The 26,217-nt window shown below is 62.4% G+C and carries 24 protein-coding genes; 13 read left to right on the top strand and 11 right to left on the bottom strand.

Annotated elements, in window-relative coordinates; all coding sequences use genetic code 11:
- Nucleotides 1-10: 10 nt before the first annotated feature.
- The 9 genes from DCG74_RS20045 to DCG74_RS20005 all read right to left on the bottom strand — a co-directional run bounded on the left by DCG74_RS20045 (nucleotide 11) and on the right by DCG74_RS20005 (nucleotide 9,742).
- Entirely contained in the window at nucleotides 11-1,267 is a 1,257-nt protein-coding gene (locus DCG74_RS20045; protein ID WP_172789466.1) for a sugar ABC transporter permease, read from the bottom strand.
- Nucleotides 1,264-2,088 carry an ATP-binding cassette domain-containing protein gene (locus DCG74_RS20040; protein WP_172789465.1) on the bottom strand — a complete coding sequence of 275 codons (825 nt, stop codon included), beginning with the start codon at nucleotides 2,086-2,088 and terminating at the stop codon, nucleotides 1,264-1,266. Before DCG74_RS20040 ends, DCG74_RS20045 begins: the two co-directional genes overlap by 4 nt.
- 60 nt (nucleotides 2,089-2,148) lie before the next feature.
- On the bottom strand, nucleotides 2,149-3,219 hold the full coding sequence (locus DCG74_RS20035; protein ID WP_172789464.1) for a sugar ABC transporter substrate-binding protein: 1,071 nt from the start codon (nucleotides 3,217-3,219) through the stop codon (nucleotides 2,149-2,151).
- Nucleotides 3,220-3,433: 214 nt separating this feature from the next.
- Nucleotides 3,434-4,318 carry an AraC family transcriptional regulator gene (locus tag DCG74_RS20030; RefSeq protein WP_172789463.1) on the bottom strand — a complete coding sequence of 295 codons (885 nt, stop codon included), beginning with the start codon at nucleotides 4,316-4,318 and terminating at the stop codon, nucleotides 3,434-3,436.
- 782 nt (nucleotides 4,319-5,100) lie between these two features.
- On the bottom strand, nucleotides 5,101-5,772 hold the full coding sequence (locus DCG74_RS20025; RefSeq protein WP_210268574.1) for an ABC transporter ATP-binding protein: 672 nt from the start codon (nucleotides 5,770-5,772) through the stop codon (nucleotides 5,101-5,103).
- Complete coding sequence (locus DCG74_RS20020) at nucleotides 5,769-6,512, bottom strand: ABC transporter ATP-binding protein (protein WP_172789462.1); 744 nt, start codon at nucleotides 6,510-6,512, stop codon at nucleotides 5,769-5,771. The genes DCG74_RS20025 and DCG74_RS20020 overlap by 4 nt, the downstream gene beginning before the upstream one ends.
- Nucleotides 6,512-7,468, bottom strand: a complete 957-nt coding sequence (locus DCG74_RS20015) for a branched-chain amino acid ABC transporter permease (RefSeq protein WP_246709099.1) — start codon at nucleotides 7,466-7,468, stop codon at nucleotides 6,512-6,514. The genes DCG74_RS20020 and DCG74_RS20015 overlap by 1 nt, the downstream gene beginning before the upstream one ends.
- Nucleotides 7,468-8,367, bottom strand: coding sequence for a branched-chain amino acid ABC transporter permease (locus DCG74_RS20010; protein WP_172789460.1), 900 nt, complete (start codon nucleotides 8,365-8,367; stop codon nucleotides 7,468-7,470). The genes DCG74_RS20015 and DCG74_RS20010 overlap by 1 nt, the downstream gene beginning before the upstream one ends.
- Nucleotides 8,368-8,437: 70 nt before the next feature.
- On the bottom strand, nucleotides 8,438-9,742 hold the full coding sequence (locus DCG74_RS20005; protein ID WP_172789459.1) for an ABC transporter substrate-binding protein: 1,305 nt from the start codon (nucleotides 9,740-9,742) through the stop codon (nucleotides 8,438-8,440).
- 755 nt (nucleotides 9,743-10,497) lie between these two features.
- On the opposite strand from DCG74_RS20005, the gene DCG74_RS20000 reads away from it, so the two are divergent.
- The 11 genes from DCG74_RS20000 (at nucleotide 10,498) to DCG74_RS19950 (ending at nucleotide 19,485) form a co-directional block, all read left to right on the top strand.
- Nucleotides 10,498-11,376, top strand: coding sequence for an N-acyl homoserine lactonase family protein (locus DCG74_RS20000; protein ID WP_172789458.1), 879 nt, complete (start codon nucleotides 10,498-10,500; stop codon nucleotides 11,374-11,376).
- The gene (locus tag DCG74_RS19995) at nucleotides 11,373-12,413 is read left to right on the top strand and encodes an ABC transporter ATP-binding protein (protein ID WP_172789457.1); all 1,041 of its coding nucleotides are present in this window, start codon (nucleotides 11,373-11,375) and stop codon (nucleotides 12,411-12,413) included. Before DCG74_RS20000 ends, DCG74_RS19995 begins: the two co-directional genes overlap by 4 nt.
- Before the next feature lie 29 nt (nucleotides 12,414-12,442).
- Nucleotides 12,443-13,111, top strand: a complete 669-nt coding sequence (locus tag DCG74_RS19990; RefSeq protein ID WP_172789456.1) for an ABC transporter permease — start codon at nucleotides 12,443-12,445, stop codon at nucleotides 13,109-13,111.
- Nucleotides 13,112-13,115: 4 nt separating this feature from the next.
- Nucleotides 13,116-14,651, top strand: a complete 1,536-nt coding sequence (locus DCG74_RS19985) for a Gldg family protein (protein ID WP_172789455.1) — start codon at nucleotides 13,116-13,118, stop codon at nucleotides 14,649-14,651.
- Nucleotides 14,648-15,190, top strand: coding sequence for a hypothetical protein (locus DCG74_RS19980; RefSeq protein WP_172789454.1), 543 nt, complete (start codon nucleotides 14,648-14,650; stop codon nucleotides 15,188-15,190). The genes DCG74_RS19985 and DCG74_RS19980 overlap by 4 nt, the downstream gene beginning before the upstream one ends.
- Nucleotides 15,187-16,293 (top strand): HupE/UreJ family protein, encoded by a 1,107-nt coding sequence (locus DCG74_RS19975; RefSeq protein WP_172789453.1) that lies wholly within the window; start codon nucleotides 15,187-15,189, stop codon nucleotides 16,291-16,293. The genes DCG74_RS19980 and DCG74_RS19975 overlap by 4 nt, the downstream gene beginning before the upstream one ends.
- 198 nt (nucleotides 16,294-16,491) lie before the next feature.
- The gene (hisN, locus tag DCG74_RS19970) at nucleotides 16,492-17,292 is read left to right on the top strand and encodes a histidinol-phosphatase (RefSeq protein ID WP_172789452.1); all 801 of its coding nucleotides are present in this window, start codon (nucleotides 16,492-16,494) and stop codon (nucleotides 17,290-17,292) included.
- 45 nt (nucleotides 17,293-17,337) lie between these two features.
- A complete protein-coding gene (locus DCG74_RS19965) occupies nucleotides 17,338-17,580 on the top strand; it encodes a hypothetical protein (RefSeq protein ID WP_246709098.1) in 243 nt (80 codons plus the stop codon).
- Nucleotides 17,577-17,786, top strand: a complete 210-nt coding sequence (locus DCG74_RS19960; RefSeq protein WP_306557861.1) for an N-acetyltransferase — start codon at nucleotides 17,577-17,579, stop codon at nucleotides 17,784-17,786. Before DCG74_RS19965 ends, DCG74_RS19960 begins: the two co-directional genes overlap by 4 nt.
- Nucleotides 17,787-18,313: 527 nt before the next feature.
- A complete protein-coding gene (locus tag DCG74_RS19955; RefSeq protein WP_172789451.1) occupies nucleotides 18,314-18,712 on the top strand; it encodes a hypothetical protein in 399 nt (132 codons plus the stop codon).
- An 80-nt stretch (nucleotides 18,713-18,792) separates the two neighbouring features.
- Complete coding sequence (locus DCG74_RS19950) at nucleotides 18,793-19,485, top strand: MgtC/SapB family protein (protein WP_172789450.1); 693 nt, start codon at nucleotides 18,793-18,795, stop codon at nucleotides 19,483-19,485.
- Nucleotides 19,486-20,961: 1,476 nt separating this feature from the next.
- On the opposite strand, the gene DCG74_RS19945 is transcribed toward DCG74_RS19950, so the two are convergent.
- Both DCG74_RS19945 and DCG74_RS19940 read right to left on the bottom strand, forming a co-directional pair.
- Nucleotides 20,962-21,825: an alpha/beta fold hydrolase gene (locus tag DCG74_RS19945; protein ID WP_172789449.1), complete on the bottom strand. Its 864-nt coding sequence runs from the start codon at nucleotides 21,823-21,825 to the stop codon at nucleotides 20,962-20,964.
- Between the two features lie 9 nt (nucleotides 21,826-21,834).
- Entirely contained in the window at nucleotides 21,835-24,342 is a 2,508-nt protein-coding gene (locus DCG74_RS19940; protein ID WP_172789448.1) for an alpha/beta hydrolase, read from the bottom strand.
- A gap of 132 nt (nucleotides 24,343-24,474) precedes the next feature.
- Here DCG74_RS19940 and DCG74_RS19935 point away from each other — a divergent pair, with 132 nt between their 5' ends.
- Together DCG74_RS19935 and DCG74_RS19930 are read left to right on the top strand one after the other, a co-directional pair.
- Nucleotides 24,475-25,401, top strand: a complete 927-nt coding sequence (locus DCG74_RS19935) for an alpha/beta fold hydrolase (protein WP_172789447.1) — start codon at nucleotides 24,475-24,477, stop codon at nucleotides 25,399-25,401.
- Nucleotides 25,398-26,000, top strand: a complete 603-nt coding sequence (locus DCG74_RS19930) for a hypothetical protein (protein WP_172789446.1) — start codon at nucleotides 25,398-25,400, stop codon at nucleotides 25,998-26,000. The genes DCG74_RS19935 and DCG74_RS19930 overlap by 4 nt, the downstream gene beginning before the upstream one ends.
- Nucleotides 26,001-26,217: the final 217 nt, after the last annotated feature.

Raw genomic sequence — 26,217 nt, 5'->3', positions numbered from 1 at the left:
TGAGAGTTATTCAAGCCCGGCCATGGGACAGGCGCGAGCGACGTGCCAGCGAATCGACAATGACCGCAACGGCAAGGACCCCGCCCGTGATCATGTACCGGAGCGACGAGGAGAGATCGAGCAGCGTCAGGCCACTCGCGATGGACTGGATGACGATGATGCCGAGGAGCGCAGAATAGGCACTGCCCCGGCCGCCAAAAAGGCTCGTACCGCCGATGACTGCGGCGGCGATCGCGTTGAGGTTGACGTCTCCGGTGCCAGCCTGTTGGCTGGAAGATGCCAGTCGCGCCGCGGCAAGAATGCCGCCAGCGGCTGCCAACGTCGAGCACAGCATGAAGGCGCTCAAATAGACCCGGCGAACGTTGATGCCGGCCCGTCGGGCTGCCTCGCGATTGCCGCCGACCGCAGACATCGAGCGACCCCATTTAGTCCGCGTCAACGCATAGTTCATGACCACGCACAAGCCGACGAACAGACCGAACATCCACGGTACGCCCCGCCCGAGATTGAGATAGTAGACGACGAATTCGAGCACGACGGTAACCAGCAGCGCCTTCAGCATCATGCGGCCGGGCGAAGTGGCTGACAGTCCCGCCCGGCGGCGGCGCACGGCCGTGCGATAGCCGGTCACGAACATGATCAGACTCGCGACCGCCGCCAGCGCGTAGGACACGATCGACGGCATGACGAGCATCTGCCCGAAGTCGACCAGCGGCGATCCGTAAGGAAGATTGATCGAGCCCGAAGAACCGAGCAGATACAGCTGCAGCCCGAGCCAGGCCAGCAAGCCGGCCAGCGTCGAGACGAAGCTCGGCATCCCCAGGCGATTGAACAGAAATGCGTAGAGCACACCGATGGCTGCGCCCAGGACCAGCGCCGTGCCGATGGCGAGGGCGACCGGCCAATCCTGACCCACCCAAAGCACGCCAATCAGCGCCGAAGCGAACCCGCTGACCGAGCCGACCGAAAGGTCGATCTCGCCGACCATCAGGATGCAGACGATGCCGAGCGAGATGACGCCCACCGTCGAGCAATCGAACAGCAAATTGACCAGATTGTTCGGCGCCAGAAAAACCGGGTTGAGGCTCTCGAAGACCGTGCAGATGACGATGAGCCCGACGACCACGGGTAGCGAACCTAGGTCGCCCGATCGCACCCGGTCCACGAAAGCGCTAACGACGCTCCCGAGCGTGTCCGCGTGCTTGAGCCGCTCGTCGCTCCGGTCGAGCGGGCGCGCCGCCGAAACCCGTTGCGTGTCACTGGTCATCGCTGCTGCTCCGCCGCCTGATGGGCGCGACGCCGGCCGGCGCGCCGCGAGACCGAGTTCTCATCCGCACCGGTAATGGCAGTGACGAGATCCTGATTGGAGGCGTCCGGTCCGAATTCGCCGTTGTTGCGGCCGAGACGCAACACCACGATCCGGTCGGCCACCGCGCGTACGTCCTCCATGTTATGACTGATCATGATGACGCCGAGGCCGCGGGCGCGGACGCGCTCGACGAGGTCGAGCACCTCGGCGGTCTGGGCGACGCCAAGTGCTGCGGTTGGCTCGTCGAGCAGGATGAGCTTCGGCTCGGTCAGCAGCGAACGTGCGATAGCGACGGTCTGGCGCTGCCCGCCGGAAAGCGAAGCCACGGGCTCGCGCACGCTCGGGATCCGCGCCGACAATTCGCTAAGTAAGGTCCAGGCGCGCAGCTCCATGGAGACCTCGTCGAGTCGAAATGGATTTAGCTCGCGGCCGAGGAAGATGTTTGCGACCACATCGAGGTTCTCGCAGAGCGCCAAGTCCTGGAAGACGGTAGCTATGCCGAGGCTGAGCGCCGCGGCCGGGTCGGCCAGGACGACAGGTTCGCCATCGAAGGCGATCGTTCCGGCGCTAGGCTGGTGCACGCCGGCGAGGATCTTCACGAGCGTGGACTTTCCGGCGCCGTTATCGCCCACGAGCGCGACGACCTCGCCGGCATGCACGTCGAGGTCGACATTGGTGAGGGCGGACACGGCGCCGAAATGCTTGGAAATTCCGCGAAGGCTCAGAACTGGCTTGCGCGGTTCGCCCTGCGGGTGATCCACATCCGAGATCGCGGTCATTTCCAAGGTCCCTGCTCGTCGTTCGTCCCGGCCGCCGTCAAGCGGCCGGGATGAACGTAGTTACGGCGTAATGCCTAGCTTCTTGCAGCCGGCGGCATATCGGCCCGTGCAGAGCTGATCGGCCGTCTGGATTTTCTTGTCGATGATCTCCGCCTTCAGGTTTTCCTGCGTAACGACCGCCGGCACGAAGAGCTTCGACGGCGCATTAAAGAGCGTGGTTTCCGCGTTGGGCGTGTCGCCGGAGAGGAATTTCACCGCCGATTGGGCCGCAGCAGCGGCCACGATCTCGCTGGGTTTGGAAATCGTGTTGTACTGATCGCCGGCGATGATGAGCTGAAGCGCGGCGATAGTCGCGTCGTTGCCTGTCACCGGCGGCACCGGATCGATGCCGGCGGCCTTGAAAGCGGCAATTGCACCACCGCCCGTCCCGTCATTGGCGGCCACTACGCCGAGGATCTTCTTGCCAAAGCGGGTGATCTGGCCGCTCGCCCATTGCTGCGCCTTGGGCGGCGCCCAGTCCGGCGTGTCGTATTCCGCGAGAATGGGATAGCCGCTCTTATCGAGGCCCTCATGGATGCCCTTCTTGATAAGTCCCGCAGCGGCATCCGTCGGCGACCCATTGATTTCAAGCACGCCTTCGCCTTCCTTGGCTGTGACGTTGGCAGCCTTGAGATGCTTGACGAGGGATTCGGAGATAGCCTTGCCAATGGCTTCATTGTCGAAGGACACGTAGAAATCGACTTTCGCATCGGGGACCGGCCGGTCATACGCGATGACCTTGATGCCTTGCGATTGTGCCATCTTGACCAGGGAGGCTGCGGCTGTCGAGTCAACGGGGTCCAGCACGATCACCTTGGCGCCCTGCGAGATTGCCGAGTTGAACTGCTGCTGCTGCCGCGCCGCATCCGCGCCGGCGTTCTGGTAGATCACCTTGCAACTGGCGCAGAGTTTCTTCATCTCGGCCGCAAAGCCCGGATAATCGTGCTGCTCGTAGCGGGTGGAGGCCTGATCGGGCATAAGGAAGGCCACCGTCGCGTCCTTCACCTCCGCGGCCTGAGAGAAGGTGGCTGTCGTGCCCAGAAGCGACACGGCCAAGGCGATCGTGCAATATTTAGGCGACAACTTTTTCATTCGGACTTTCCTTTCCGGAACTGAATGTTAGAGTGCTCTCGTTCATTCATCAAAGACACACGCCTTCGCTGCTTCCGTGACCAGCGATGGACGCCGATGCAGTGAAGCCACCAAAAATCTGGACAAACATTTCCAGTCGCAGGCCGCTATCAGCGGGCCCGCGTCCTTCCTTTCCTTGCCGTAGTGACCTCGTCCCCTTTTTCTCCTTTACCGACTATGCAGCACGTGCCGCGTTGATGTTTTGCGCCAACAATCGTCTAAATCGCGAAGGCGGCATGCCCTTCTCGGCCAGGAACTGACGGTTGAAATTCGAGACGTTGTTGAAACCGACCTCGAAGCAGATGTCGGTGATCGAAGCTTGCTCGTCGCTCATCAATATCTGGCAGGCGAGATTGATGCGGAGACGTTTGACGTATTGGACCAATGACATGCCAGTGTGCTGGCGGAAGGAGCGCGAAAACGCGCTTTGCGACTGGCCCGCGATTGCTGCCAGCTCAGCTTCGCTGAATGACTGCGTTAGGTTGGTACGGATGAAGGCGAGCGCCTTGTTCATGCCCGCCGACATGTAACCGGACGGGTCGGGGAGATAGTTGGGACTGGAGAGCGGGCGCGCTTTTCGGGCGCGGCACAGCATCCCCAAGATCATCAGGAACAGCTCGATCCGACGCACTCCATTCGCGCCCACGATCTCCTCCATCAGTGGCGCGACTTGGTCGCTTGTACTGCGGGTGAAGAGCGCGCCGCGCCGGGAAAATTCCAGCAGCGAGGAAAGACCCGAAAGCTCGGGCACGACCTTCGTCAAGTCGCCAATAAATTCTTCACTGAACTGAAGGATGCGGCCGCGGAGCGGGATAGTTTCCCCTGCCGGAAGATCGCTCACCCAATTGTGCGGCAGGTTAGGGCCGGTGAGGACTAGATTGCCGGGCTCGAACTCGCCGATAAAGTCGCCGACGAAATAGCGACCGCTGGTCGCCACAACCTGGTGGAGTTCGTACTCAGGATGGAAATGCCAGCGAACGGTGTGAAATGGGTAGCCATGCGACCACGCCTTGAACGACTCGCCGCGCCGTATCTGGACAACTTCCAGGTCCGGTTCCATGTCCGCTCCTCCCGGCCGGCGCGGCTTGCAATGACCGCCCCTGTTCCGGCTAAATTTGCTCAGCGTTTCCTCTTCCCAGGATCGTAGCGAGCAGTGTCGGGGCATGCCACCACGATTTCAGTGTGCAATTGATACTTTTTTGACGTGCGTGACGCGTCGCCCGCGTGCACGCCGCAGAGTCGTGTCACCACCAACTGACGGCGCGCGAGCATCGTGGCGCTCCGCAGGGAGATCGAACCCATCTTCTTGGACTCGAGAGGCCACATCTTTTTTCTATACGCTCTCTCAGCCTACCATCCCTTACCAAAATCGTCCCGAGGCTCCCAACCGTGTGAGCGGTCCGAAAACACCCCAGCCCTACCATACCAAAGGGACATGTCTGGCCGGATAGAGGCCGCCAGCCGGCTGCAGCCGGCCCTGCCGTTCGATGCCTTCTTTGCGCCACCGGAGAGGGGAGTTGGCCTCCGCCTGTGTGTGCTGGAGCCGCCCTCCGGGCCGATGATGCGGACCTACAGTCCCGCTCTTTCCGCCACAGTGCGCTTTAAGAGCATGGTGCGCCCTTGAGAATGACCGAAGGACGTGCCGCGGTGGTCTCGGGTCTCGCCGAGCATGCTTCGCCGCTGGGCCGTCAGGCGGCCGTTGTGCGACTACCGCAAATCCCCTGCCGCTTCGCCGGCGCGGGCCGTCTCGTGTTGCATTGAGCGCCAGTAGATTCGTCTGTTCGGCAAGCCTCGATGGAGCTTGGCTTGTCCGTCTGTTTTGCGCGCCGAACCGGGCGAGCGCTACACCCGGACCCGGCTTTCGATTTCGCCGCGCTCGATCGTCAGCGTCACGTCGGCGAAGGTCTCGAGCAGCTTCGGGTTCGACTCCGTGATCAGAAGGGTAATGTCCCGGTCCTGCGAACGAAGCCGACGCAGCGCCTCGGCGTACCTCTGCGCCAGCACAGGGGCGAGGCCCTGGAACGGCTCGTCCAGAATGATGAGGCGGGTGCCTAGCATCAGGGCGCGCCCGAGGGCGACCATCTTGCCTTGGCCACCCGACACGGAGCCCGCCGGGCGACTCGCCAGTTCCTTGAGCTCCGGCAGGACGGAGTAGGCTCGCTCGAGCCGCCGGCGCGCCTCGTCCGAGCGAAGTTTCGCGACGCGACCGGGCAAAAGAATGTTTTCTTCCACCGTAAAGGCCGAGAAGAGACGACGGTCCTCGGGGGCGTAGCCGATGCCTAAGAAGGGCCGGCGGTGCGGAGGAACATGTCCCAGGTCCTGACCGGCCAGGCGCACGGTGCCGCTCGCCTTCGTGAAGCCCATGATGGTCCGTACCGTCGTGGTCTTGCCGGCGCCATTTCGTCCGATGAGCGCGGCGGTCGCACCCGGCGGCAGCGAGAAGCTGACGCTGCGCAGCACCGGCGCATCGGCGATCGCGACGTTGACGTCCTCGAAGTCCAGCATCGCCGTCATATGCCGATCACCTGTTCGCGGACCTTGGGATCGGCCAGAACCTCCGCCGGCGTGCCGACCTTTTGGATCTTCCCGACGTTCCACACCGCGACTCGGTGGGCATAGCGCTCTACCATGTCCATGTCGTGCTCGACGAAGACCGAAGTCACATTCTCCTTGGCGAGCGCGGACGTCAGGATGTCCATGATCTCCAGCTTCTCGGCGGAGGCGACGCCCGAGGTCGGCTCGTCCATCAGCAGCAGTCTGGGCTTCAGCGCGAGCGCCAGAGCGATGTCGACCAGCTTGCGTTGTCCCTCCGGTAGCTCCCAAGCCTTGCGAGACGCGTACAACTTGACGCCGACGAGATCCAGAAGGCGCTCCATTTCAGGCAGCTCAGGCAGGGCGGAAAGAGCCGTGAAGCCGGAAGGGCTTCCCAGCCGCGAGGCCGCGGCGATCAGCATGTTCTCCATCACAGTCTGATCGAGAAAAAGCTGCGGTATCTGAAAGGCCCGCGCGATGCCGAGCTTGGTGATCGCGCGCGGGAGCTGCGCCGTGATTTCCTGACCTAGGAAGGTGATGCTTCCGGCCTGCGGCCGCAGATAACCCGTCGAGATGTTGAGGAAGGTGGTCTTTCCGGCGCCGTTCGGTCCGATGATCGCGAGGTTCTCGCCTTGGAGCACGTCCAAATCGATACCGTCGGCGGCCACGACGCCGCCGAACCGGATCTTGATGCCCTTCGCGGAAAGGAGGACGTTGGCCATCAATGTCCTCCCTGCTTCGCCTGGCCGTAGCGCTGCCTGAGACCTATCAGTCCGTTAGGCGCATAGAGAATGATGACGATCAAGACCACGCCGAGGATCAGCTGCCAGGTGTCGGCCAGGTGGGCCGCCGCATAGAAGCGCACGCACTCGAACATCGCCGCGCCGGCGAACGCTCCGAAGGCGTGGGTGCTGCCGCCGAGGATCGCGATAAAGACGAACTCGCCCGACTTCGTCCAGAACCCGAACTCGGGCGTAGCGATCTGCTGGACGATCGCCACCAGCGTGCCGCCGATGCCGCCGAGAAAAGCCGAGATCACGTAGCCTATCAGAAGCACGCGCCGTGCGGACGTCCCGAGGTACTCGAGCCGGGTCTCGTTCGCTTTGATGGCACGCAGCATGTGTCCGAGCGGGCTATCGAGATAGCGTTGCACGCCGTAGAAAGCGACGACCGCGATCAAAAGGCTCACGTAAAGAATGACGTACTGGAAGATTTCGGGTGTAAACGACAGCCCCAACAGGGCCGGACGAGGGACCCGGATGCCGTCGGCGCCGTTGGTGTAATGAAACATCTTCTCCAGCAGCGACCACAGCACCATCGAAAACGCCAGATTCAGCATTCCGAAAAAGATTTCCCGGTAGCGCACGACGAAGAGGCCGACGATGAGGCCGAAGACGGCGGAGGTTATGCCGCCCAGCGCGATGAAGAGAACGATGTCGCCGCCACCGACGTACTTGCCCCAGAATGCCGCGGTATACGCCCCGGTAGCGAAGAACATTGCATGTCCGAACGACACCTGCCCCGCCTGCAGCAGAAGAATGATACCGAGAACGACGATGCCCTTCGCGAGGATCAACGCGAACAAGGTCGCCCAGCTCGATACCAAAAGGGGCGCGACGGCGCTGACCAGAAAGAAGATGATCGCGACCGTGGTGACCGGCTTGATGCGACCGCTCATCATATTTTCCTTACCTGCACGGCGCCGAACAGGCCGAACGGACGCACGAGAAGCACCAGCACCATCAGCAGATAGGGAACGAGAACTTCGAATTCCGGCTGGAGATAGATCACGAAGGCACGGGTCAGGCCGATCATCAGCGCCGTGAGCGCGGTGCCCTCGATCTGGCCGAGACCCGCGGTCGCAGCTACGGCAAAGGAAAGTACGATCATATCGGCGCCCATACCAGGGACCAGCGAGGTGGTCGGCGAGGCCAGCGCTCCTCCTAACGCGGCCAGGCTCGCGCCGATGACGAAGGTCACGAAATATACGCGTTTTGCGTCAATTCCGATGGCGGTCGAGGCTTCGCGGTCCTCCGTGACTGCAAGGATCACCGCTCCCGACAGCGTCCTGCGCAGGAAGTAGCGGAGCCCGAACAGCGTCGCCAATGCGACGCCGGGCAGCAGAATAACCTGGTACGACGTGTAGCTGACGCCGAACACGGCGACGTTGGGAAGTAGTCTCAACGGTTCCGCGGCGAAGATGGGCTGCACGCCCCAGATCAGACGCTGCAGGTTGTCCATGATCATGAAGGCGGCGAAAGTGATCAGAAGCTGGAGGACGTCCTCCTGTCCGGAGAGCGGTCGCAGCAGAAACCGTTCGATGAAACCGCCGCACACGATGCCGATCACGATGGAAGCGGCCAACAGCGCGGGATAGGTGAGCCAAGGCGAGATCGGCGCGATTGCAAGGCTGAACGTCGCTGCCAGGTAGGCGCCGAACGCGTACAGCGAACCGTGCGCGACGTTGACCACGCGCAGCACGCCGAAAATCAGGCTGAGCCCGACCGAGACCAAGAACACCAGTGCGGCGTAGCTGATCCCATCGAGGATAGCCAAGATAGCGAGTGTCGAGTTCATGATCGCCTTCGGAAAAGGTCCGTCCTCCGGGACGAGGCTCGGAGGACGGGATCAAAAGTCGAGCGTGCCGTTACTGAGCTTTGAAGGTCGGCACATCCATCTTGACGAAGTCCGGCTTGAGCGTCTTGAGCCACTCAACCGACCGTACGCCAGCCGGATTGGTGATCGTCTTCGGATCGAAGATCATAATGTTGTCGAGCAGCTTGAAGTCGTACCCCGGAACGGACTTGGTGACGCCGACCAGCTGAGCTTCGAGACCCTGGTTGTCCTCGGGCCGCAGCGTAATCGGACGGCCGAAGCCGGTGGCGAACTCGGTGCCCGCCGTCGCGTCGACGACCTGTTCGCGCGTGGGCCAGTTGCCGCCGTTGGACTTGATCGCCTTGTCGTAGGCCGTCTGCAGGGCCTTGAACGCCTGCGCCATGTGATAGACCGGGTAGATCGGCCATGCACCGGTCTTCGCCTTGAAGGCTTCATTGAACGCCTTGAAGGCCGCGTCGTTCTTCTTCTCGGGATGCAGGAACCAGTGGTCTCCGCGCGCGCCGACGATCAGGCCTTCAGGCAAGTCCTTGCCCAACCGCTGGATCGATGATTCGCCGATCCCGAGCACGAAGGTCGACTGCTGCAACAGGCCGCGCTGACCGGCCTGGCGGACCAGCGTGTCGAGATCTCCGCCCCAAGACGTGGTCAGAACCACATCCGGCCGCAGCGCCAACAGACGGGAAACCTCAGTGGAGTAGTCCGGTGCGCCGAACTTCGGGAAGAGCTCCGCCACGACTTGCACGTCCGGCTTCATCGCCTTGAGCGCTGTCGAAAAGATCTCCCAGCTCTCCCGACCCCACGCATAATCCTGATTGACCACCGCGATCGTCTTAAAGTCGGGTTTGGTCTTCAGCAGGTAAAGGAGCACGGCCAGCATCTCCGGCGTGCCGTTCGCCTGAGTCCGGAAATTGTAACGGTACTTTTTGGTTTCGAGGATGGAGGCCGCACCGCAGTCCCACATGAAATTCATGACTTTGAGGTCTTCGGCGACCGGAACCAACTGGGTGCAGCTGCCCGACGAGATCGAAGCAAACGTGGCATCAACCTTTTCGTCCTGCACCACGCGTCGGTAGTTCGAGACGAGCGCTTCGCCTCCCGCGCCTTCGTCGATGAAGGAGAGCTTGACCGGCACGCCGCCGATGCCGCCCTTCTTGTTGAGGTCCTCCGCGATCATCTCCGCCGCGGCCTTCGCCGGCACACCGAAGACTGACGCAGGGCCCGACAGGAACGTCGTGATGCCGATTTTGAGCTCCGACGGCTTGCTCTGCGCAAGCGAGGTGCCTGGAAAGGCCGCAACTACAAGCCCGGCCACAACCGCAGCCTTGAGAAATTGCATCGAAAGTCCTCCCTGTTCTATTTGTTGCGGACGGCTTCAGCCACCGTTCGCTTCTTCTTGCAACAACGCTACTATAATTGTCGCGTGTTGCCAGCCCTCTTGGCCGCCATTCGAAAGGCCATGGCTTGTCCTTCGTACCGGCCAGCCGTTCACGCTTTCCTTGTCGATGGAGCATGTCGCGAGGTCGCGCCCGTAGCGATCTTTTCCGGAGGTATCGCAGCGCCGACTGAGTCCTCAAGCTCGCGTTCCCTGCGCATAATCTCCGCCTGGACCTTCTGCGCTTCGGCAAGCTTCGCATTGTTGGGGCGAGCATCTGCTGCAGGTCCGCAAGCTGGCGGTCGCGCTCGCCGAGGTCGTCCGCGAGCGCAAGACGCGCCTCCTGCCCTTGGTTTCGGCGACGGCGGTGCGCTGGGTCCGCAACTTGGGCGCTGGTCGAAATGAGCACTGGTTTTGCGCGTGCGAAGTGACGTTCCCTGTGGATTGACCTAGGGAGGGGACGCTTCGTTGAAGGCGAGGATAGAGCTGCGGTTACTGGATTCAGCAGGAATGCCCCTACCCCCCAAGCCATCCACTCACGCAACGAGCTCGGCCAGTCCTGACCACCGGCCCCGAAGTACGTCGGGTGAACCGAGCCTCCGTCCAGAATTATTGACAGGTCTACTGCGGCGTGATGAACTTAAGTGCATCCTGCCGGCGCCTCTGCGGCTTTGCACAGAAGCGAAACATAACAAAATTCGCGACGAGGGAGGCAAAGAATGACCCGCAAATATTTGACGGCAATGGTCGCTCTTCTCGGGAGCGTATTGTCGAGTACGGCACTAAGCGCGCAAGACCTTAAGCTCTACGCGTTCAGCTCCGGCGCGTTGACTCTCGGCAAAGGGTTTTTGGTGAACGGCGCACCCATGGAGCCGGCGATCCAGGTTCCCGTCGGTTTTTACGTGATCAAACATCCGAAAGGGAATGTTCTCTTCGATACGGGCAACAACGATAAGATTATCACCGACCCAGGCTACTGGGGTGCCGCGTTCACCGGGTTGAAGCCGGTCAACACGCCAGATGTCGCGATCGATACGCAGCTGAAGAAAATCGATCTTACGCCCGACGATATCACCTACGTCGTGGTGAGCCACCTCCACCTCGACCACGGCGGCAACGTGGCCAAGTTCCCGAAGTCGACGCTCGTCGTGCAAAAGAGCGAGCTTCAGAACTTCTTTTGGCCGGAGCCCGGCACCGGCTCCAATTACGTTCTCGGCGACGTCCTGCCGCTGCGCGGAAACATGACACCTAGCGCAAACGCGGTGAAGATGTTGCAGCTCGAAGGCGATCAGGACCTGTTTGGAGATGGCACGCTCGTCGTGAAGCGGTGGGTTGCCCACACGCCCGGCAGCCAAATGATGACGGTGCGGCTGAAGAACACCGGCCTCACCATCCTCACCGGGGACAACGTCTATTTCCGGGAGAACGTCGAGCAGAACATACCGCCGAGCACCCCGTTGGTCTATTCGACAGCGGGATTCTACTCGGCCTTCGAGTGGATCAGGCGGGAGATGGCGACGCAGAAGGCGAATTTCTTCACTGCCCACGACCCAGACGCGTTCAAGGCGATGAAGAAGGCGCCGGAATTCTACGATTGACCGGCTCGACGCCGCCACTGGACCTGCGCCTGACCGATCAACCGGGCCGAGCCCCGGCGGGGCGCGGCATCGCGCCGGCTGAAAGCTCGCGGCACGGCATCGCCGTCGCCTCTGTCGAACGGCTGGGCAAACGTTATGGCCGCCGCCAGGCAGTGGACGGCGTCTCGTTCGAGGTGAACGAGCGAGAAGTAGTGGGCCTGCTTGGTCCCAACGGCTCGGGTAAGACCACCATCTTGCGCGTCATCACCGGTTATCTGCGGCCGAGCGAAGGGACCGTCCGCATCGACGGCTTCGACGTGGTCCGCGACGGACACCAGGCGCGCGCGCGGATCGGCTACGTGCCGGAGAACGCCCCGCTCTACGGCCATATGCGGGTGGACGAATTTCTCCACTTCATGGGCCGGTTGCGGGGCTTGCAGGGAGGTGCGTTGCGCCGACGCATCGAGACCGCCCGTGCGCGGCTCGCGCTCGAGCCGGTCGGCGACGCCGTGATTGGCCGGCTGTCGCGCGGCTATCGGCAGCGCGTCTCAATCGCCCAGGCCGTGCTGAACGAACCCAAGTTGTTGGTGCTCGACGAGCCGACCAACGGCCTTGACCCGCGTCAGGTCATCGAGCTGCGCGGTCTGCTGCGGACGCTGGCTCGCGACAGCGCGGTCCTTGTAACCTCGCACGTCCTAGCCGAGATGGAACGCGTCGCCGATCGGGTTGCTATTCTGCTCGATGGGCGGCTGCTCACCGTTCACCATCTGGCCGGCGCCAGGCGCGGCGCCTCGCTCCGGGTCCGCGCCCGGGCGGATCGGGCGGACGAGGTCGCGGCGGCCTTGTCGGGCCTGGCGGGGATCGACAGCGTGACCCGCGAGCAGCAGTCTGATGGGGGCTTGGCCGGCTGGCGGGTGGAGGTGTCGGAGCCCGGCGCCGCGCCGCACGTGGCCGCGACCCTTTGCCTCGCCGGCATCGCCAGCGTCGAGACGGTCGAGACGGCTTCAGACCTGGAGGAGCTATTCCTCCGGCTAACGGCGAGCCGAGCGCTCCAATGACGGCGTTTGTCGCCCTGGTTGCCAAGGAGTTGCGCGCGCTGTTCGTCTCGCCGATTGCTTACGCCGTCATCGCCGTTTTCCTTGTGCTCAACGGCTACGGCTTCGCCGTCACGCTCATCGCCACAAAGCAGGCGACGCTGGTGAACGTCTTCTTTCAGGCGGCAGTGCAGCTCGTCCTGTTCGTGCCGCTCGTGACCATGCGGCAGTTCGCGGAGGAACGCCGGGGTGGCACCCTCGAGCTGCTGCTGACGGCACCGGTGCGCGAAGGCGACATCGTGCTCGCCAAGTTCGCAGCCTCGATGGGCATGCTGCTCGCGATGGTCGCGCTCACTTTGGTGTATTCATTGATATTGGCGCGGTTCAGCACTCCCGATTGGGGCCCGATCTACAGCGGCTACCTCGGCCTCACCTTGCTCGCCGGCGCCCTAGTCTCGATCGGTCTTGCCGTTTCCGCGCTCACCGCCAACCAGGTCGTGGCCGCGGTCGTTTCGCTCGGCGTGTTCGGGATGCTGTGGGCGATTGACGCCTGGGCCGCGTTGCTGCCGTCGCCGATCGACAATTGGGTGCTCGGGCTGTCGCTGCTGGCGCGCTTCCAGCCTTTCGCCCTCGGCGCCATGTACGCTTCGGATTTCGGCTTCTTCCTCGCGGTGACCCTGCTCGGGCTGTTCCTCGCCGTGCGCGGGCTGGCCCGGCGCTGACGCCATGGAGCACCCGGAGCTCGACTGGAACGCGTTGCTCTGGGCTGGTGGCTGGCTCGCCGCCGTCCTGGTGCTGTTCGCGACCGGGCTGAGGCTGCCGCTGCAGACCGGGCTCGCGGGCTGGCGGGGGCGGGCCTATTCGGCCGGAGTCATCCTCATCGCGTTCGGCGCCGCGGTGCTGGCCAATGTCGCGCTGCATCTGCATGACGTGCATTTCGACCTGACTCGCGAGAAGGTCTATACGCCCTCAGGGGCGGCGATGCGGGCGATTGACGAGGTCTCCCGCGAGGTAACCGTCACCTACTTTTATCGCTCGCAGGATCCCGCCGGGCGGCGCGCGCGCGACCTCCTTGCGATCATGGCCCGGCGCAACCCGCTGCTCAAAGTCGTCGCGGTCGATCCAGACCGGGACCCGAGACTGGCGCGCGAGAAGGCAATCCAGATCTACAATGCCGCGGTCGTGGAGGCGGAGGGACGTCGGGTGCTGGTGCAAGGCACGGACGAGACGGAGATCGCCATCGGTATCCAGCGCGCATTGCGCGGGCGCGCAATTACGGCCTGCTTCCTCGAGGGCCACGGCGAGCTGCCGATGGACAATTTCGAGTATCACACGCACCTGGAAAGTGGCGCTGGCCACAGCCACGACGACGCCAGCTCGCAGGTGGTGGAGATGCCGGGCCACGGCGCGGGGCGCCTGCGCCGTGCGCTCGAAGCGCAGGGTTATGAAGCGCGGAAGCTCATCCTCGCCACCGAGGGCGACGTGCCTGCCGCCTGCACGCTCCTCATCGCAGCCAATCCGCGGACCACGTTCCTGCCGGCTGAGAGCGCGGCCTTGCGCGCCTATCTGCGGCGCGGTGGGTCGGCCCTTCTCCTGCTGGACCTGGGTTTCGTGCTCGAACCCGGGCTCGCCCGGCTTGTGGCCGAGCTCGGCGTCCGCCCGGAGCAGGATGTCGTCGTCGATCCGTTGAGCCACTACTCGACCAACCCCGAGATCGTGGCGGTCACGGGGTACGACCCCCATCCGGTTACGCGCTCGGTCTCGCTCACCTTCTATCCCGGCGTCCGTTCGATCACGCTGTTGCCACCGGCGAGCGACCTCCGCGTCACCCCGCTGCTGCTCAGCAGCCGCGACAGCTACACGCGCCCGGTGAAGCCGGTGGCGTCGCACAAAGTGGAGCCTGACTCGACCGGTGAGAAGGACGCGGCCTCCCCTCCGGTCTCCGGCGCGCGCGTGTTGGGCGTCGCCGTAGAAGGGCGCCTAGACCGCGACGCCGAACCCATGCGCGCCATCGTCGTCGGCGACAGCGATTTCGCCAGCAACTCGTTCTTTCCCTATATGGCGAATAGCGACCTTCTGCTCTCGGTAGCCCGGTGGCTGGCACGTGAGGAGCGCACGACTGCCGTCGCCGCGCGCGTCCCCGTGCCTCCGCTGATCGCGTTGACCGGGCGGCAGTCGAACGCGGTGTTCTTCATGGTCGTGGTTGCAATGCCGCTGCTGGTGATCGCGCTCGGCTTCGTTGTTTGGTGGCGGTGGCGATGAGGCGGCACGTCCTGCATCCCGTCCTCGCGGCGCTCGCGCTGCTCTACCTCGCGGCGATGGTGGTGAGCGGCGCTATGCCGGTGCAGCGCCAGCTCGTTCGGTTCGAGGCTAAGGGCTTGCTCAAGCGCGTGCCCGAAGAGGTCAAGCGGGTGGAGTTGAGCCGCGGCACGCGGCGCGTTACCCTGCTCCGTGCGGGCGAGACTGAGTGGGTGACGCCTGATGGCGTCAACATCGGCGCCGCAGGGCTTCAGGTCAGCAAGGCCGTTCAAATCATGCACAATTCCGGGCCGGTCCGCGAGATCGAGGCGGCAGGGCTCGTGGGGAGCGATCCGGCGCCATTCGGCCTCGACCCGCCGCGGCTCTCCGTGAAGCTCTACGGAAGGGACGGCGATCTGGTGCTTGCCGCCAGCTTCGGTGAGTTCAACCCCGAGGGGTACCTCCAGTACATGCGCATCGATGGCAATCCGCGGCTCTACCTGATGTCCCGCTTCGTCGGCGGCGAATGGGCCGAGGTCATGACTGGAGCGGAAGCGCGATGACGCCGCCCGCCTCTCCCCATCGGGCGACGCCGTGGGCCGCTCTTGCCCTGCTGCTGTTGCTCGGAACAGCGCACGGACACGTCGCCGGATCGATGGGCTATGCCACGGTGAGCCTGTCCGGCGGAACTGTCCGATACAGCCTCACGCTCGGTCCCGACGCGCTCGCGGCGGCCGTCGCCGAGACGGCCACCGGCGTATGGCCGCAGCGCCGTGAAAGCTACGCCACGCTGGCCGATTTGGTCGCGCGCAAAGTCTCGATTTCCGCAAACGGGGTGAAGTGCGAGCCGGTGCCCGGGACGGTCACGCCGCCCACGCCAGACCGCGCCAACGCCGTGGTAATCGTCGATTACGCCTGCCCCGGTCCGCCGCACGAACTTTTGCTGCGCGACGACCTGTCCGACGCGCTCGGCAACGACTACCACACGCTTGTCCGTGTCGAAGCCTTGGGGAGCGTGCAGCAATACACCCTCGAACGCGACCGGCGCGAGGCTCGCCTCGCTGTCGCAGCATCGAGCGGGAGCCCGGCGCCCGAGGTTACTGCCGGGAGCGGCGTCTTCGCCTTCTTTCGGCTCGGCATCGAGCACATCCTGACGGGAGTTGATCACCTCCTGTTCGTGCTGGCCCTCGTCCTGGGCGGCGGAGGAATCGGATCCTTGTTCGCCGTCATCACCGCCTTCACGGCGGCGCACAGCATCACCTTGGCCGTGGCGGTACTCGGCGCGGCGTCGCCGCCTAGTTGGATCGTCGAGCCGGTGATCGCGCTGTCGATCGTTTACGTCGCGGCCGAAAACATTTTCCTCAGACGCACGGCGTCGTGGCGCTGGGCCGTGGGTTTCGCGTTTGGCCTCGTGCATGGCTTCGGCTTTGCCGGCGCGTTGCTCGATCTCGATCTGCCCCCGGGCGCCCTGGCCGGCGCGCTCGTGTCGTTCAACCTCGGCGTTGAAGCGGGCCAAGTAGCGGTGATCGCCGCTTTCCTGCCGGTCCTACTCTGGTTTCGGCGCGCCGCGTGGGAGCGGCGGGCGGTGACGGCGCTCTCCGCGCTCGTGCTGGTCGCTGGGCTCGCCTTCCTCCTCGATCGCGTTCTGGTCGCCGCGAACTGGTGAGATTCCGCCAAGTCGGGCGACCGCCTCGTTATGTTGACCTCGCAACCAGCCCTGACGCGGTCCATTCTTTGGTCTCGCTCTAGCGGCGTGTCGGCGGCGACCTTCATGATCACAGCGGGATCATTATGCAAGTTTAGGATGTAATTCGACAGTTGTCCGTATACAACGGCAGCGAGTGTGCACGATTGGAGATACTTTATGCCGAAACTGCCGGGCGCCGATTTTCTTCATCGGTTAGCAGATATCGCCGATCGCGAAACCTTGCCACGCTTTCGAACCGACCTTGCCGTCGATTCCAAAACGGGGGCGGGTTACTTCGACCCGGTGACCGACGCCGACCGGCAAGCCGAGATTGCGATTCGAGCAGCGATCGAAGCCGAATATCCTGACCATGCTATTCTGGGCGAAGAGCTTGGTCTAACCGGAAGCGGATCTTGCCGCTGGGTCTTGGATCCTGTAGATGGGACGCGTCCCTTCATCTGCGGCCTTCCTGTCTGGGGCACGCTGATCGGGCTCACCGTACATGGCCGAGCCGAACTGGGAATGATGAGCCAGCCCTTCACGCGTGAGCGTTTCTGGGCCTCGTCCGATGGAGCCTGGTGCGAATATGCAGGTAAGCGCCAGCGACTGTCCACCCGAGACGTCGGCACGCTTTCGCGGGCCATCCTGCATACGAATTCGCCTGAGCGTTATCAAGGTGAGCTCAAGCAGGGCTTCGAGCGCCTTGCCGCCTCGGTTCGGATGACTCGCTACGGTGGCGAATGCTATGCCTTTGCGATGGTCGCTGCTGGCCGTATTGACCTCGCAGTCGAACCTTCGCTCCAATCTTACGATATCGTCGCGTTGATCCCGATCATCGAAAAGGCGGGCGGAGTGGTGACGCGGATTGACGGGGAAAGGGCCGAGGAGGGTGGCCCAGTCTTAGCTTCAGCAACTGCCGGACTTCATGAAGAGGCCCTTCACCTCCTCAATAGCGGGGTTAACGCGCGGACTCAGTGAGCGCCTCGTTCTGCGGCGGCAAACTCCTGCCTGTGTGGTCATTGAATGAACGAAATCATTATCCGTGCCGCCACGCAATGCGATCTACCTGCGGTATTGAAACTTTATCAGCACCTTCATCCGCATGAGGCTCAACCGGAGGCGGCAACAGCCGAGCGCGTTTGGACGACCCTGATTGCTTCCAGCTTCATGACCGTGATTGTCGCGCAAACAGCAGATCTGCTCGCCTCTTCGTGCACTCTCGCCATTGTGCCGAACCTGTCTCGCGGCGGTAGACCGTATGGGTGATTGAAAATGTGGTCACCCACGCAGCATACCGAAAGCTTGGGCTGGGTCGACAGGTTCTTGCGCACGCTCTTGATCTCGCCGCGCGTGCTGATTGCTATAAGGTTCATTTGGCGACAGGTTCGAAGCGTGAAACAACCTTGCGCTTCTATGAAGGGGCAGGCTTCGAGCGCGGCTGCAAAACATACTTCGAAGTGCGCCGCCCCTGACGGGCTATGGCAATGGACAAGACGAATGAAGGGCGCGGCCTTTGTGTGCGCATCCCGAGCAGTGGGCACTGACAGGCTTTCGCTGTCAAACTGGCAGTTGATGCATACCCTATGGTAGCGTTGGCGCGGGGGTACGCGCTGGCCAAGCAAGTACCTTCCTCTAACTTAAACCCCGCTTCCTCTTGGAGGCGGGGTTTTTCCGCATGCAGATCGAAGGACCACGAAGGTCGCGGCGCCAACCGACACGTCGTGACCACGTGTTCAGGCGCAGCTATGCTTACGCATGCTCGAGATCTTCTACATCGTCCAAGAACCCATGTTCTGGGTGGCCTTGGCTTTTGGGCTGGCTCCGATCGTCATCGGCGTCATCATCCTGTGGCCAAGCGGCCGAGGTCGCCGGTGACAACTTTCCCGTTCTGGCGAACGCTGAAGGTGGCCCGAACAGAATCATGCCGGCTGGCAAAGGCAGCCTCTGCCTGGAAGCAGGCTCTGGGTCGAGAATTAGCACTTCGTTTTGCGAGTGCGAAATGATGTTCCCTGCGGATTGGCTCATGGTGTTGGCCGTCAATAGCGCTTTGGCGTGCACGATCAGTGTGTTAGCGTTACTTTGGGCGGCAGGAGCCGCACCTCTCTGTGGCTTTGATTGCTTCTCGCCTTTTGAATTCCCGCCACAAGGCTGGTTTCTTATCCAGTCGGATATTCTCCATGGGCTATTGGTGAAAACGCGCAGGCCGGATTGGGACGCTACGAAGTCCGCTGCGCTTTACATGCTCAGGAACGGCCTCGCGAGTTACAAAGAGATCGCGGAGCTTTCTGGCTGTTCAAAGCAAGTGGTGAGGGTTTGGGGCGTCAAAGTTGATGCCCCTAAAGCCCGAAAGCGATATCTACGGCAGGCCTGGGTACGCGCAAAACGATTGCGTGGCTGATCGACGGCCCGCCGAGAGCTCGCATCTGAATCGAGATGAACATGAGGTTGTGTAAGCCTGCCGGCCAAGATGCTAAAGCCATGGGTCACGACGAACTGGTGATTATTGTCAGAGTGGCCGGAGCCCTCGCGATTGGCGCGATGATCGGCTTCGAGCGCACGTTTCACGGACGTCCAGCAGGCTTTAGAACGCATTCCCTTGTCTGCATTGCCTCTTCTATTCTGATGATCGTCACGGTTTACCAGCATCAGTGGATGACGTTGCTCGAGCATGACGCGATCCGCACCGATCCCACCCGCATGGCCCAAGGCATCATGACTGGCATCGGCTTTTTGGGCGCGGGCGTCATCTTCAAAGAGGGATTGACTGTCAGGGGACTAACGACGGCCGCGTCCATTTGGGTCACGGCCGCTATCGGCATTTTGGTTGGAATTGGGTTCTGGTTTGCTGCCTTCGTAGGCGCTTTGGCGACTCTCATGGTGCTCGCGCTATTCAGGCTCATCGAGGCGCGACTGCCGAGCGAGTTCTATGCTCACCACATGCTGCGTTTTGCGCGGGATCGGGTGATGGGAGAAAGCGAGGTCCACAAGATGATCGGCGATCACGGTTTTACGATTGCCAACTTATCATCGCGATTAAGCGAAGGTGGGCAGCAGTTTGAGTACCGGATGACCATCAAAAGCCGCGACAGGCTCAACGCCGAACGACTCGCAAAACATTTGCGCGACCTAACCGAAGTAGTTGAGTTTCGCATCACCCCAACGGGCGACTAAGAAGGCAAGTTCTTTGACTTCCTCTGCGGTGCGGATGTCTCCTATTGGGCCCATCTGCGAAGTCGCGCCTCGCCTGACGGAGGTCCGCTCATGACGGCAGAGCGGACCAAATTTGCTCGACCTGAATTCTTCAGGTTGACCCTAAAGCAGACATCGCGCGGCAGCATCCGTCGGGGGCTCGGCCGCTGGCATTCTAAAGGGATTGACCGCCAAGCCACTAAAGAACAATCTGTTTTACGTCATTCGCCTTGGGTCTAGGCTTCGATGTTAACGCGAGAAGAATATCTTGAACAGAGCAAGGAAAACGCTCTCGCGCTTCTGAGCGCCGGCCGGATACGCGAGGCTGTTTATCGATGATGATGGATATCCTCAAAAGCCCGAGCTGCTCGATGCCTCGTGAGATCCATGCATTCGGCATCTGTGCCGCCGCGGTTGGGGACACTTGGGCGGTCAGAGCATACATCGAGGGTTTTATCTGACAGCTGTTTGGCGTCCCCCTATGGCCGCTCGAAGGTAACGAGCCTTGTCTCGATCTTTCCGGACTTCATCCACTCGCCCTCTGCAACTCAGTCATTGAAATGGGCTAGCGGAGCTGCGCCAGCAGACGTATTGCGTCGGCGACCATGCTACTGCCAACACGGGACGGCTGGCGTCGCGCTATGGCGGAGAGGAGTTTGCGGCGGGTCTTGCCGGGGGTGACGGAAGACGGGGCAGTCACTCCCGATGACTTCGGCAATGCGCTGCAAGCAGCCATCGTCTGCTTGGTTGATATCGAAACGCTATCGAAAGCGTTCGGCCGAATTCTGCGATTTGAGCAATACGTAGTGCCCTGCCCTTCGGGTCCGCTCGTAGCGGGGAGCAAATCTGTAGCTTGTAACCGTAGTTACTAACGTCAGCCGCGCCTCACCCCGCCGAAAATTTAGAGTCCGCAACGCCTTGGTCATTCCCGTTTGGAGGAGCGGTGATTCGTCGATTGGCCACCACGCATTGCCGCGGCACGATCTTCAAATTGAGGCAGATCTCTGAGGCGGGCTAATACACACTGCCGCTACAGATCGGGTCTGTCCCAATAGCTTCAGCTAGACGGCGCCATTTCGCGCCGTCGCGAACGTCCGCTTTGCGCCCCTAAACCATCTAATTTAACGGAACGGGCGCCCTCAGTGGCTCGAGCGCCCATGCCCACTGCTGATCAGACGCGCCCCGCCAGCTTCGGAGCCCCGCTCACATTGGCTCTCACAAGATTTTTCTTGATCTCCCGGTGCACACGTCGTGCACACGCGTTCTTCTAACTGATTGAAAAACTTGAACTCTCGCTCCAATCCATCATGGGGGCGACGGAGAAGCGATTATATCGAAATCTCAACGATTTACCTGCGACGAAGAAGGTGCGACTTGAGCATGTTACCTGCACCTCCTAGCGCTTTCTAACATCATCCTCAAGCATCGCTCGATCCCACTGCCTCTCTGGCGCGGCTGCTACGCGGCAAGTCCGCCGAACCACGCCCCGAAATAGCCGGCATAAAGCGCCGGGCGTTCGAGATTCATCGAATGCCCGATGCCGGGCATGATCACCAGCCGGCAAACCGGCATCGCTTCGGCCATGGTGCGGAGGTCAGCAGGTGCAATCCAGCCATCGCACTCGCCCCACAGCACGAGATGCGGGTGCCGGATCTCGGGCATACGGCGCTCCAACTCACGGCTCTCCTTCTCCCGCGTCAGGTTCACCGGCGTGCCTATCCAGATCCCGTCCGATACGCCGAAGGTCTGTTCGATGATCCGGTCGAACAGCGCCTGGATCTCCCCTAGCCCCTCGCGAAAGCGGGGGGTCATGTTCGGCCCCATGCTCTCCGGGACAAACAGCGAAGAAGCGGCTGTCGCCATTACGGACCGCGTCAGCTCCTTGCTTGCCATCATGGCCCTGAACAATCCGATCTGGTCGGCATTGAAGGCCATGCCGAGCGGCGTCACCGGATCGAGCGCGAACACACGGCCGAAGCGCTGCGGCTGCTTGAGCAGCATCCTGGCCGCGATGATGCCGCCGGTGGAATGCGTCGCGAGATGGCAATAGCCGATCTCGAGCGCATCGAGCGCCGCCAGCATGTCCTCGGCGTGCTGCGCCATGGAGTAGTTGGAATAGTCGGCCGCCGGCTTCGGCCGGTCGCTATCGCCGCAGCCGCGCCAATCGATTGCAACCACACGCAGACCGGTCGGGAACAACGGCGCGGCGAGCTCGATCCAGTCCTTGCTGGCGAGATTTCCGTGGATGAAGACGACGGTGACGTCGCCTCCTCCCCACTCCCGCCAGCCGAGCTGGACTTCGCCCGCCTGCACCCTCGGCATCGCCGGGCCCTACTTGTTGAGGCCAGCCGTCGGCGCCGCTCCGGGCGGAGTCGGCGCCACTGGCAGGGCAGAGACGACGGCGCCCTTGATCATGCGATCGGTACCGAGCGGCGATGATGTGTCGATCGCCCCCTTGGTCACGAAATCCACGACATCGGCCGCGTATTCCACCGGATTGTCGGTGTGGATGAAGTGGCCGGTCTCCGGATAGACCTTGAGCATCGGCCGGTTGCCGGAATTGGTCATACGAGTCATGAACGGCGTGATGACGTCGCGGCCGAGGTCCGTCAGCCCGTTGAACGCTGGCGTCGGAATGAACGGCTCCTTGTCGCCGAACGCCAGGAAGATCGGCGCTTTGATCTGGGTGACCCGCTCATAGAGGTTCTTCGGGTCATCCTGCTGGAGCTCGGCACCGATCGTGTAGATGTCGAAGATGAAGACGTTGCACCATTGATCGAGCTCCTTCGGGTTGCCCTTGGTCAGCCCGACACGCTGCTCGGTATGGAAGCGGGCATATTCGCTGTCGCTGAAGAAGTAACCGCTCTTCGCAGCCGACACCACGCCGGTGTCGGGATCACGCTTCTTGAAGTAGAAGAAGTCGCGGATGTTCTGCTCGCTCCGCGCTTTTTCCGCGGCGAGAATACCGGTCTGGTCCCAGACCTGCTTCCACTTGTCGAAGTCGCGGCCGAGGCCGTCGGCGAAGAGAGGCGCCTTGTTGTCCTTGGCGATGGTGATCTCGCGCGGATATTCCTCGAGGCCGGACGGCGCTTCCAAGGCGAGGCCCTGCACCGCATCCGGCCAGGTCAGGGCGTAGCCCACGACGAACTGGCCGCCGAGCGAGTGACCGAGATAGTACGCCTTCTTGACGCCGAGTTGGTTGACCACGAGGTCGTAGATCACCTCGCGCATGTCCTGCATGGTGCGAGCGGGGTTCTTGTCGAGATTGCCAGGCCCCGACATGCCGTAATGCGGCAGGTCAGGCACGATCACGCGCAGGCCGCTGCGCAGCGCGTACTGCATGATGTTGCCGTAATGGCCGCCGAACGCGCCCTTGCCGTGGATGATGACGAGCACCTTCGGATCCTTATCGGTGCCGGCATACTCGTCCATGTAGCCGATTTCCCACGAATTGCCGCTCTTGTCCTTGGCACTGCCGAATTTGACCGGATAGGGATAGGTCACATAGGCCTTCCAGAACGACTTCTTGGGATCGATGGTCTGGGCGACGTCGGGCACTCGGTAATTCTTGTCGACGAATTTCTGGGCGCGATCGAGGGCCGCCACGTCATCCATGAAGGCGACGAACTTCGGATCGTTCTTACGCTGGTTGATGATCGGGAACACGCCATAATGCGCGACCGGGCTCTCCTGCGCGATGAGATCAGCGCCGGGCACGCGATCGACAGCCTTCTGCGCCAGTTTGAAGTTCAGCCAGAGGTCGTTGGTGATGTGCATCACCAGCGTGCGGGCCTGAATGCGGCCGAGATAGGGATTGACGTTATGGGTCTCGCCGACCCTGTTGCGCCAGACGAGGTCGACGGCATCGTAGAGCTTGGCACGGTTGGTCACGTTGAGACCGGCCTTCTCGTTCGGCGGATCCCAATAGAAGATTTCAGGCTGTACCGCCGCCCAATTCTGGGTCGTACGGAAGGCGAAGTCATAACCCGTCATGCCGAGGATCGACCAGCCGAAGGCCACGCCAGGCACCGGATGCTTTTCCTTTGGGAGCTTGTAATAGTCGCCTTTGGTTGCCTGCCAGACCGGATCGCCCTGGATCGCGGCTGTCATCATCTGGAAGGTCCAGTTGCCGACGGGATCGTCGCCATCCGATTGCGTCGTGCCGCCGATCGGCATCAAGGCGCTGACATATTCCGGATGCATCACGCCCCAGACGTAAGTCTGCGTGCCGCCCATCGAGACGCCGGTCACCAGTGCGACGCGCGCGACCTTCAGCTCGTCGCGCAGCAGGCGGTAGTTCGCCTGCACCATGTCGTAGTAGCTGTATTGCGGAAACTTGATGCCGAGTCCGTCGGACGGCTTGCTCGCGCCCCAAGTGCCGAGCGGATCGACCATGATGACATAATAGCGATCCGTGTCGATCGGCCGGCCCGGACCGATGATGGGCACGCCACCCGACAACGCCGCACCCTTGACCCATTGTTCATACATGTCGGTGGAATCGCCGGAATAATAGGAGTTGATCACGATGGCATTGGTGATCTCGCCGGCGGCGTTGCGTCTTGCGTTGCCGACGGCGATGTAAGCGGTGCGCAGCTTGCCGGCGCCGAGCGATTCCAGCGTGACGCCGCCCTCGCCGCCGTTCTCCCATTTGGAGGGATCGGACAGGTCGTACTTGCCGCCGAGACGGAAGTTGGCGATTTCGTAGGTCTTCTTCAGCCCATCATGCTGCACCTGCGACGAGCGGCGCGTGAAAGGCTGTGCGGTTGCAATCGCCGTTCCGAGCAGCAGCACGATCAGGCTCATGAAGCAGCGCTTCATCGCGTCTTGTCCGGCCATGACGCAGTCCTCCCTGGAAGATTTTTCTGAAACGCTAGGCAGGGCGGCCGGGCGAGGTTTGATCTAACTCAATGGAATCCGTTCGGAGGGATCGAGGATCGCGGGCATCAAAACACCGGCAGTACCCTCGCGATGCCCTTCCTCAGCCTCGGCTCATATCGGATCCGCTATGAGCTCGACGGGCCGGCGGGCGCGCCGGCCTATGTCCTCGTGAACGGGCTGACGCAATATTCCGAATTGTGGGGCGCCTATCGCGAGGCCTTGGCGGCGCGAGGCTTTCGCGTTGCGACTTTTGATCTGCTGGGCCAGGGCGCCTCCGACAAGCCGAGGCTCTTCATCAGCCAGGACGACCAGGTCGCCGCCTTGCGCCTCCTGATCGACGAGCTGGGGGACGGTCCCGTTTTTCTGAGCGGGATCAGCTTTGGCGGCCTGATTGCACTGCGATATGCGATCGAGCAGGGCAAGCGACTGGCCGGGCTCGTGCCGATGAGCTGCTTTGCGGAGCTGTCGCCACAACTCTTGCTGCTCGGCAATGCGCTGCGGACCGCGCTGATCCTCGGCGGCACAAGTTACCTCCAGGACCTCCTGTTGCCCATGAACCTCTCGGACCAATGGCTGGAGCCGCTGCTGGACAAGATCCATAGCGTGAAGCGGCAAGGTTGGCTGGTCAACGACGTCTACGCGCTGCAGAACCTGATGGAATCCTTCCTCGACTTCCAGCCGCTCACGCCGCGGCTGTCGGCGATCGCCGTTCCGACCATGATTCTCAACGGCGAGTTCGACTTTCTCACGCCGCGGGGTCTCCACGAAACCTTGCGTGTCGAGATTCCCAACAGCTCTTTGGTGATCATTCCCAAGGCCTATCACGCGTTCACGCTGGAGAAGGGCGCGCTGACGGCGGACCTGCTGGCGCGCTTCGCCGATGACGTGCTGGCTGGGCGATGGCAGGGCAACAAGACCGTCTGGGTGGCGTCGGACGAGCCCGGTGGGGAGCTGACACCGTTTCCAGACGGTTACGACCATCTGCGTGCCATCCCGGTCAGAAGAGCGATGCCATGAGCGGCTTCCTCGGCCCGCTCGATCCTGACGGCCGCATCCCGCCGCGCCAGCAGACGCGGGTCGCGGCGCTCCTGATCTCGGCGCATGGTGCCCTCGCGCGGCAATTTGCCCTCGCGTTGCCGGCGAGGCTTGAAGCGGCCTGGCAGACCGAATTGAACGCGCAGTTCTATCGCGAGACCGAGATCGTCTCCCTGTTGATGCGCGCCACCTCCTGGGTCCCGGATGTTGCCCTGGGATACATGCTGATGACCTGGGAGACCGCTTGGCTTCCTGCGCCGATCGCAGAGATCACGGACCCTCCCCTCGCCCAGGCGGTTCACCTCGCAACGCTCGCCCATGCCGTGCACGCCGCTATCCGGCCGGCGGCGCTGGTCCCGGTCGAAGCCAATCCGCAGGATCCTTTCGTCATGGCGTTGCGCCGCATCGAGTTCGAGAGCGGCCGGCTGCTGCAAGCGCAGATCCTGTTCCTGAGAGGCCCTAACCTTGCTCCATACCGGGATGCGGTGAGCGCGGCCCTCGAGCAGCGCCACGTCGGTGTTCGCAAGCTCTGGCGCGAGACACTCGAGAGCATCGGCATCGACGCAGCCGGAGCGGAATGATCCGGAAGCCTTGACCCAGATCGCCAACATCCGCACGTTACCGCGCTTCAGCCCATCTCGGCCGACGGGAGTTTCGATCATGACGGCCGTTTCCGTCGAAGAAGCCGTGGAGCGGCTCATCGAATTTGGTCGCCATGCGGTCGCAACACGATGCGAGAGGCTTCCTTCTGCTCATCATCGAAGCCCCAGTGCGAATAGTTCGGATAAGGATCCAGGC

This window comes from Bradyrhizobium sp. WBAH42, from assembly GCF_024585265.1.
In the GTDB taxonomy this organism is placed as follows: Bacteria; Pseudomonadota; Alphaproteobacteria; order Rhizobiales; family Xanthobacteraceae; genus Bradyrhizobium.
This window is presented reverse-complemented; position numbering and strand designations above follow the sequence as displayed.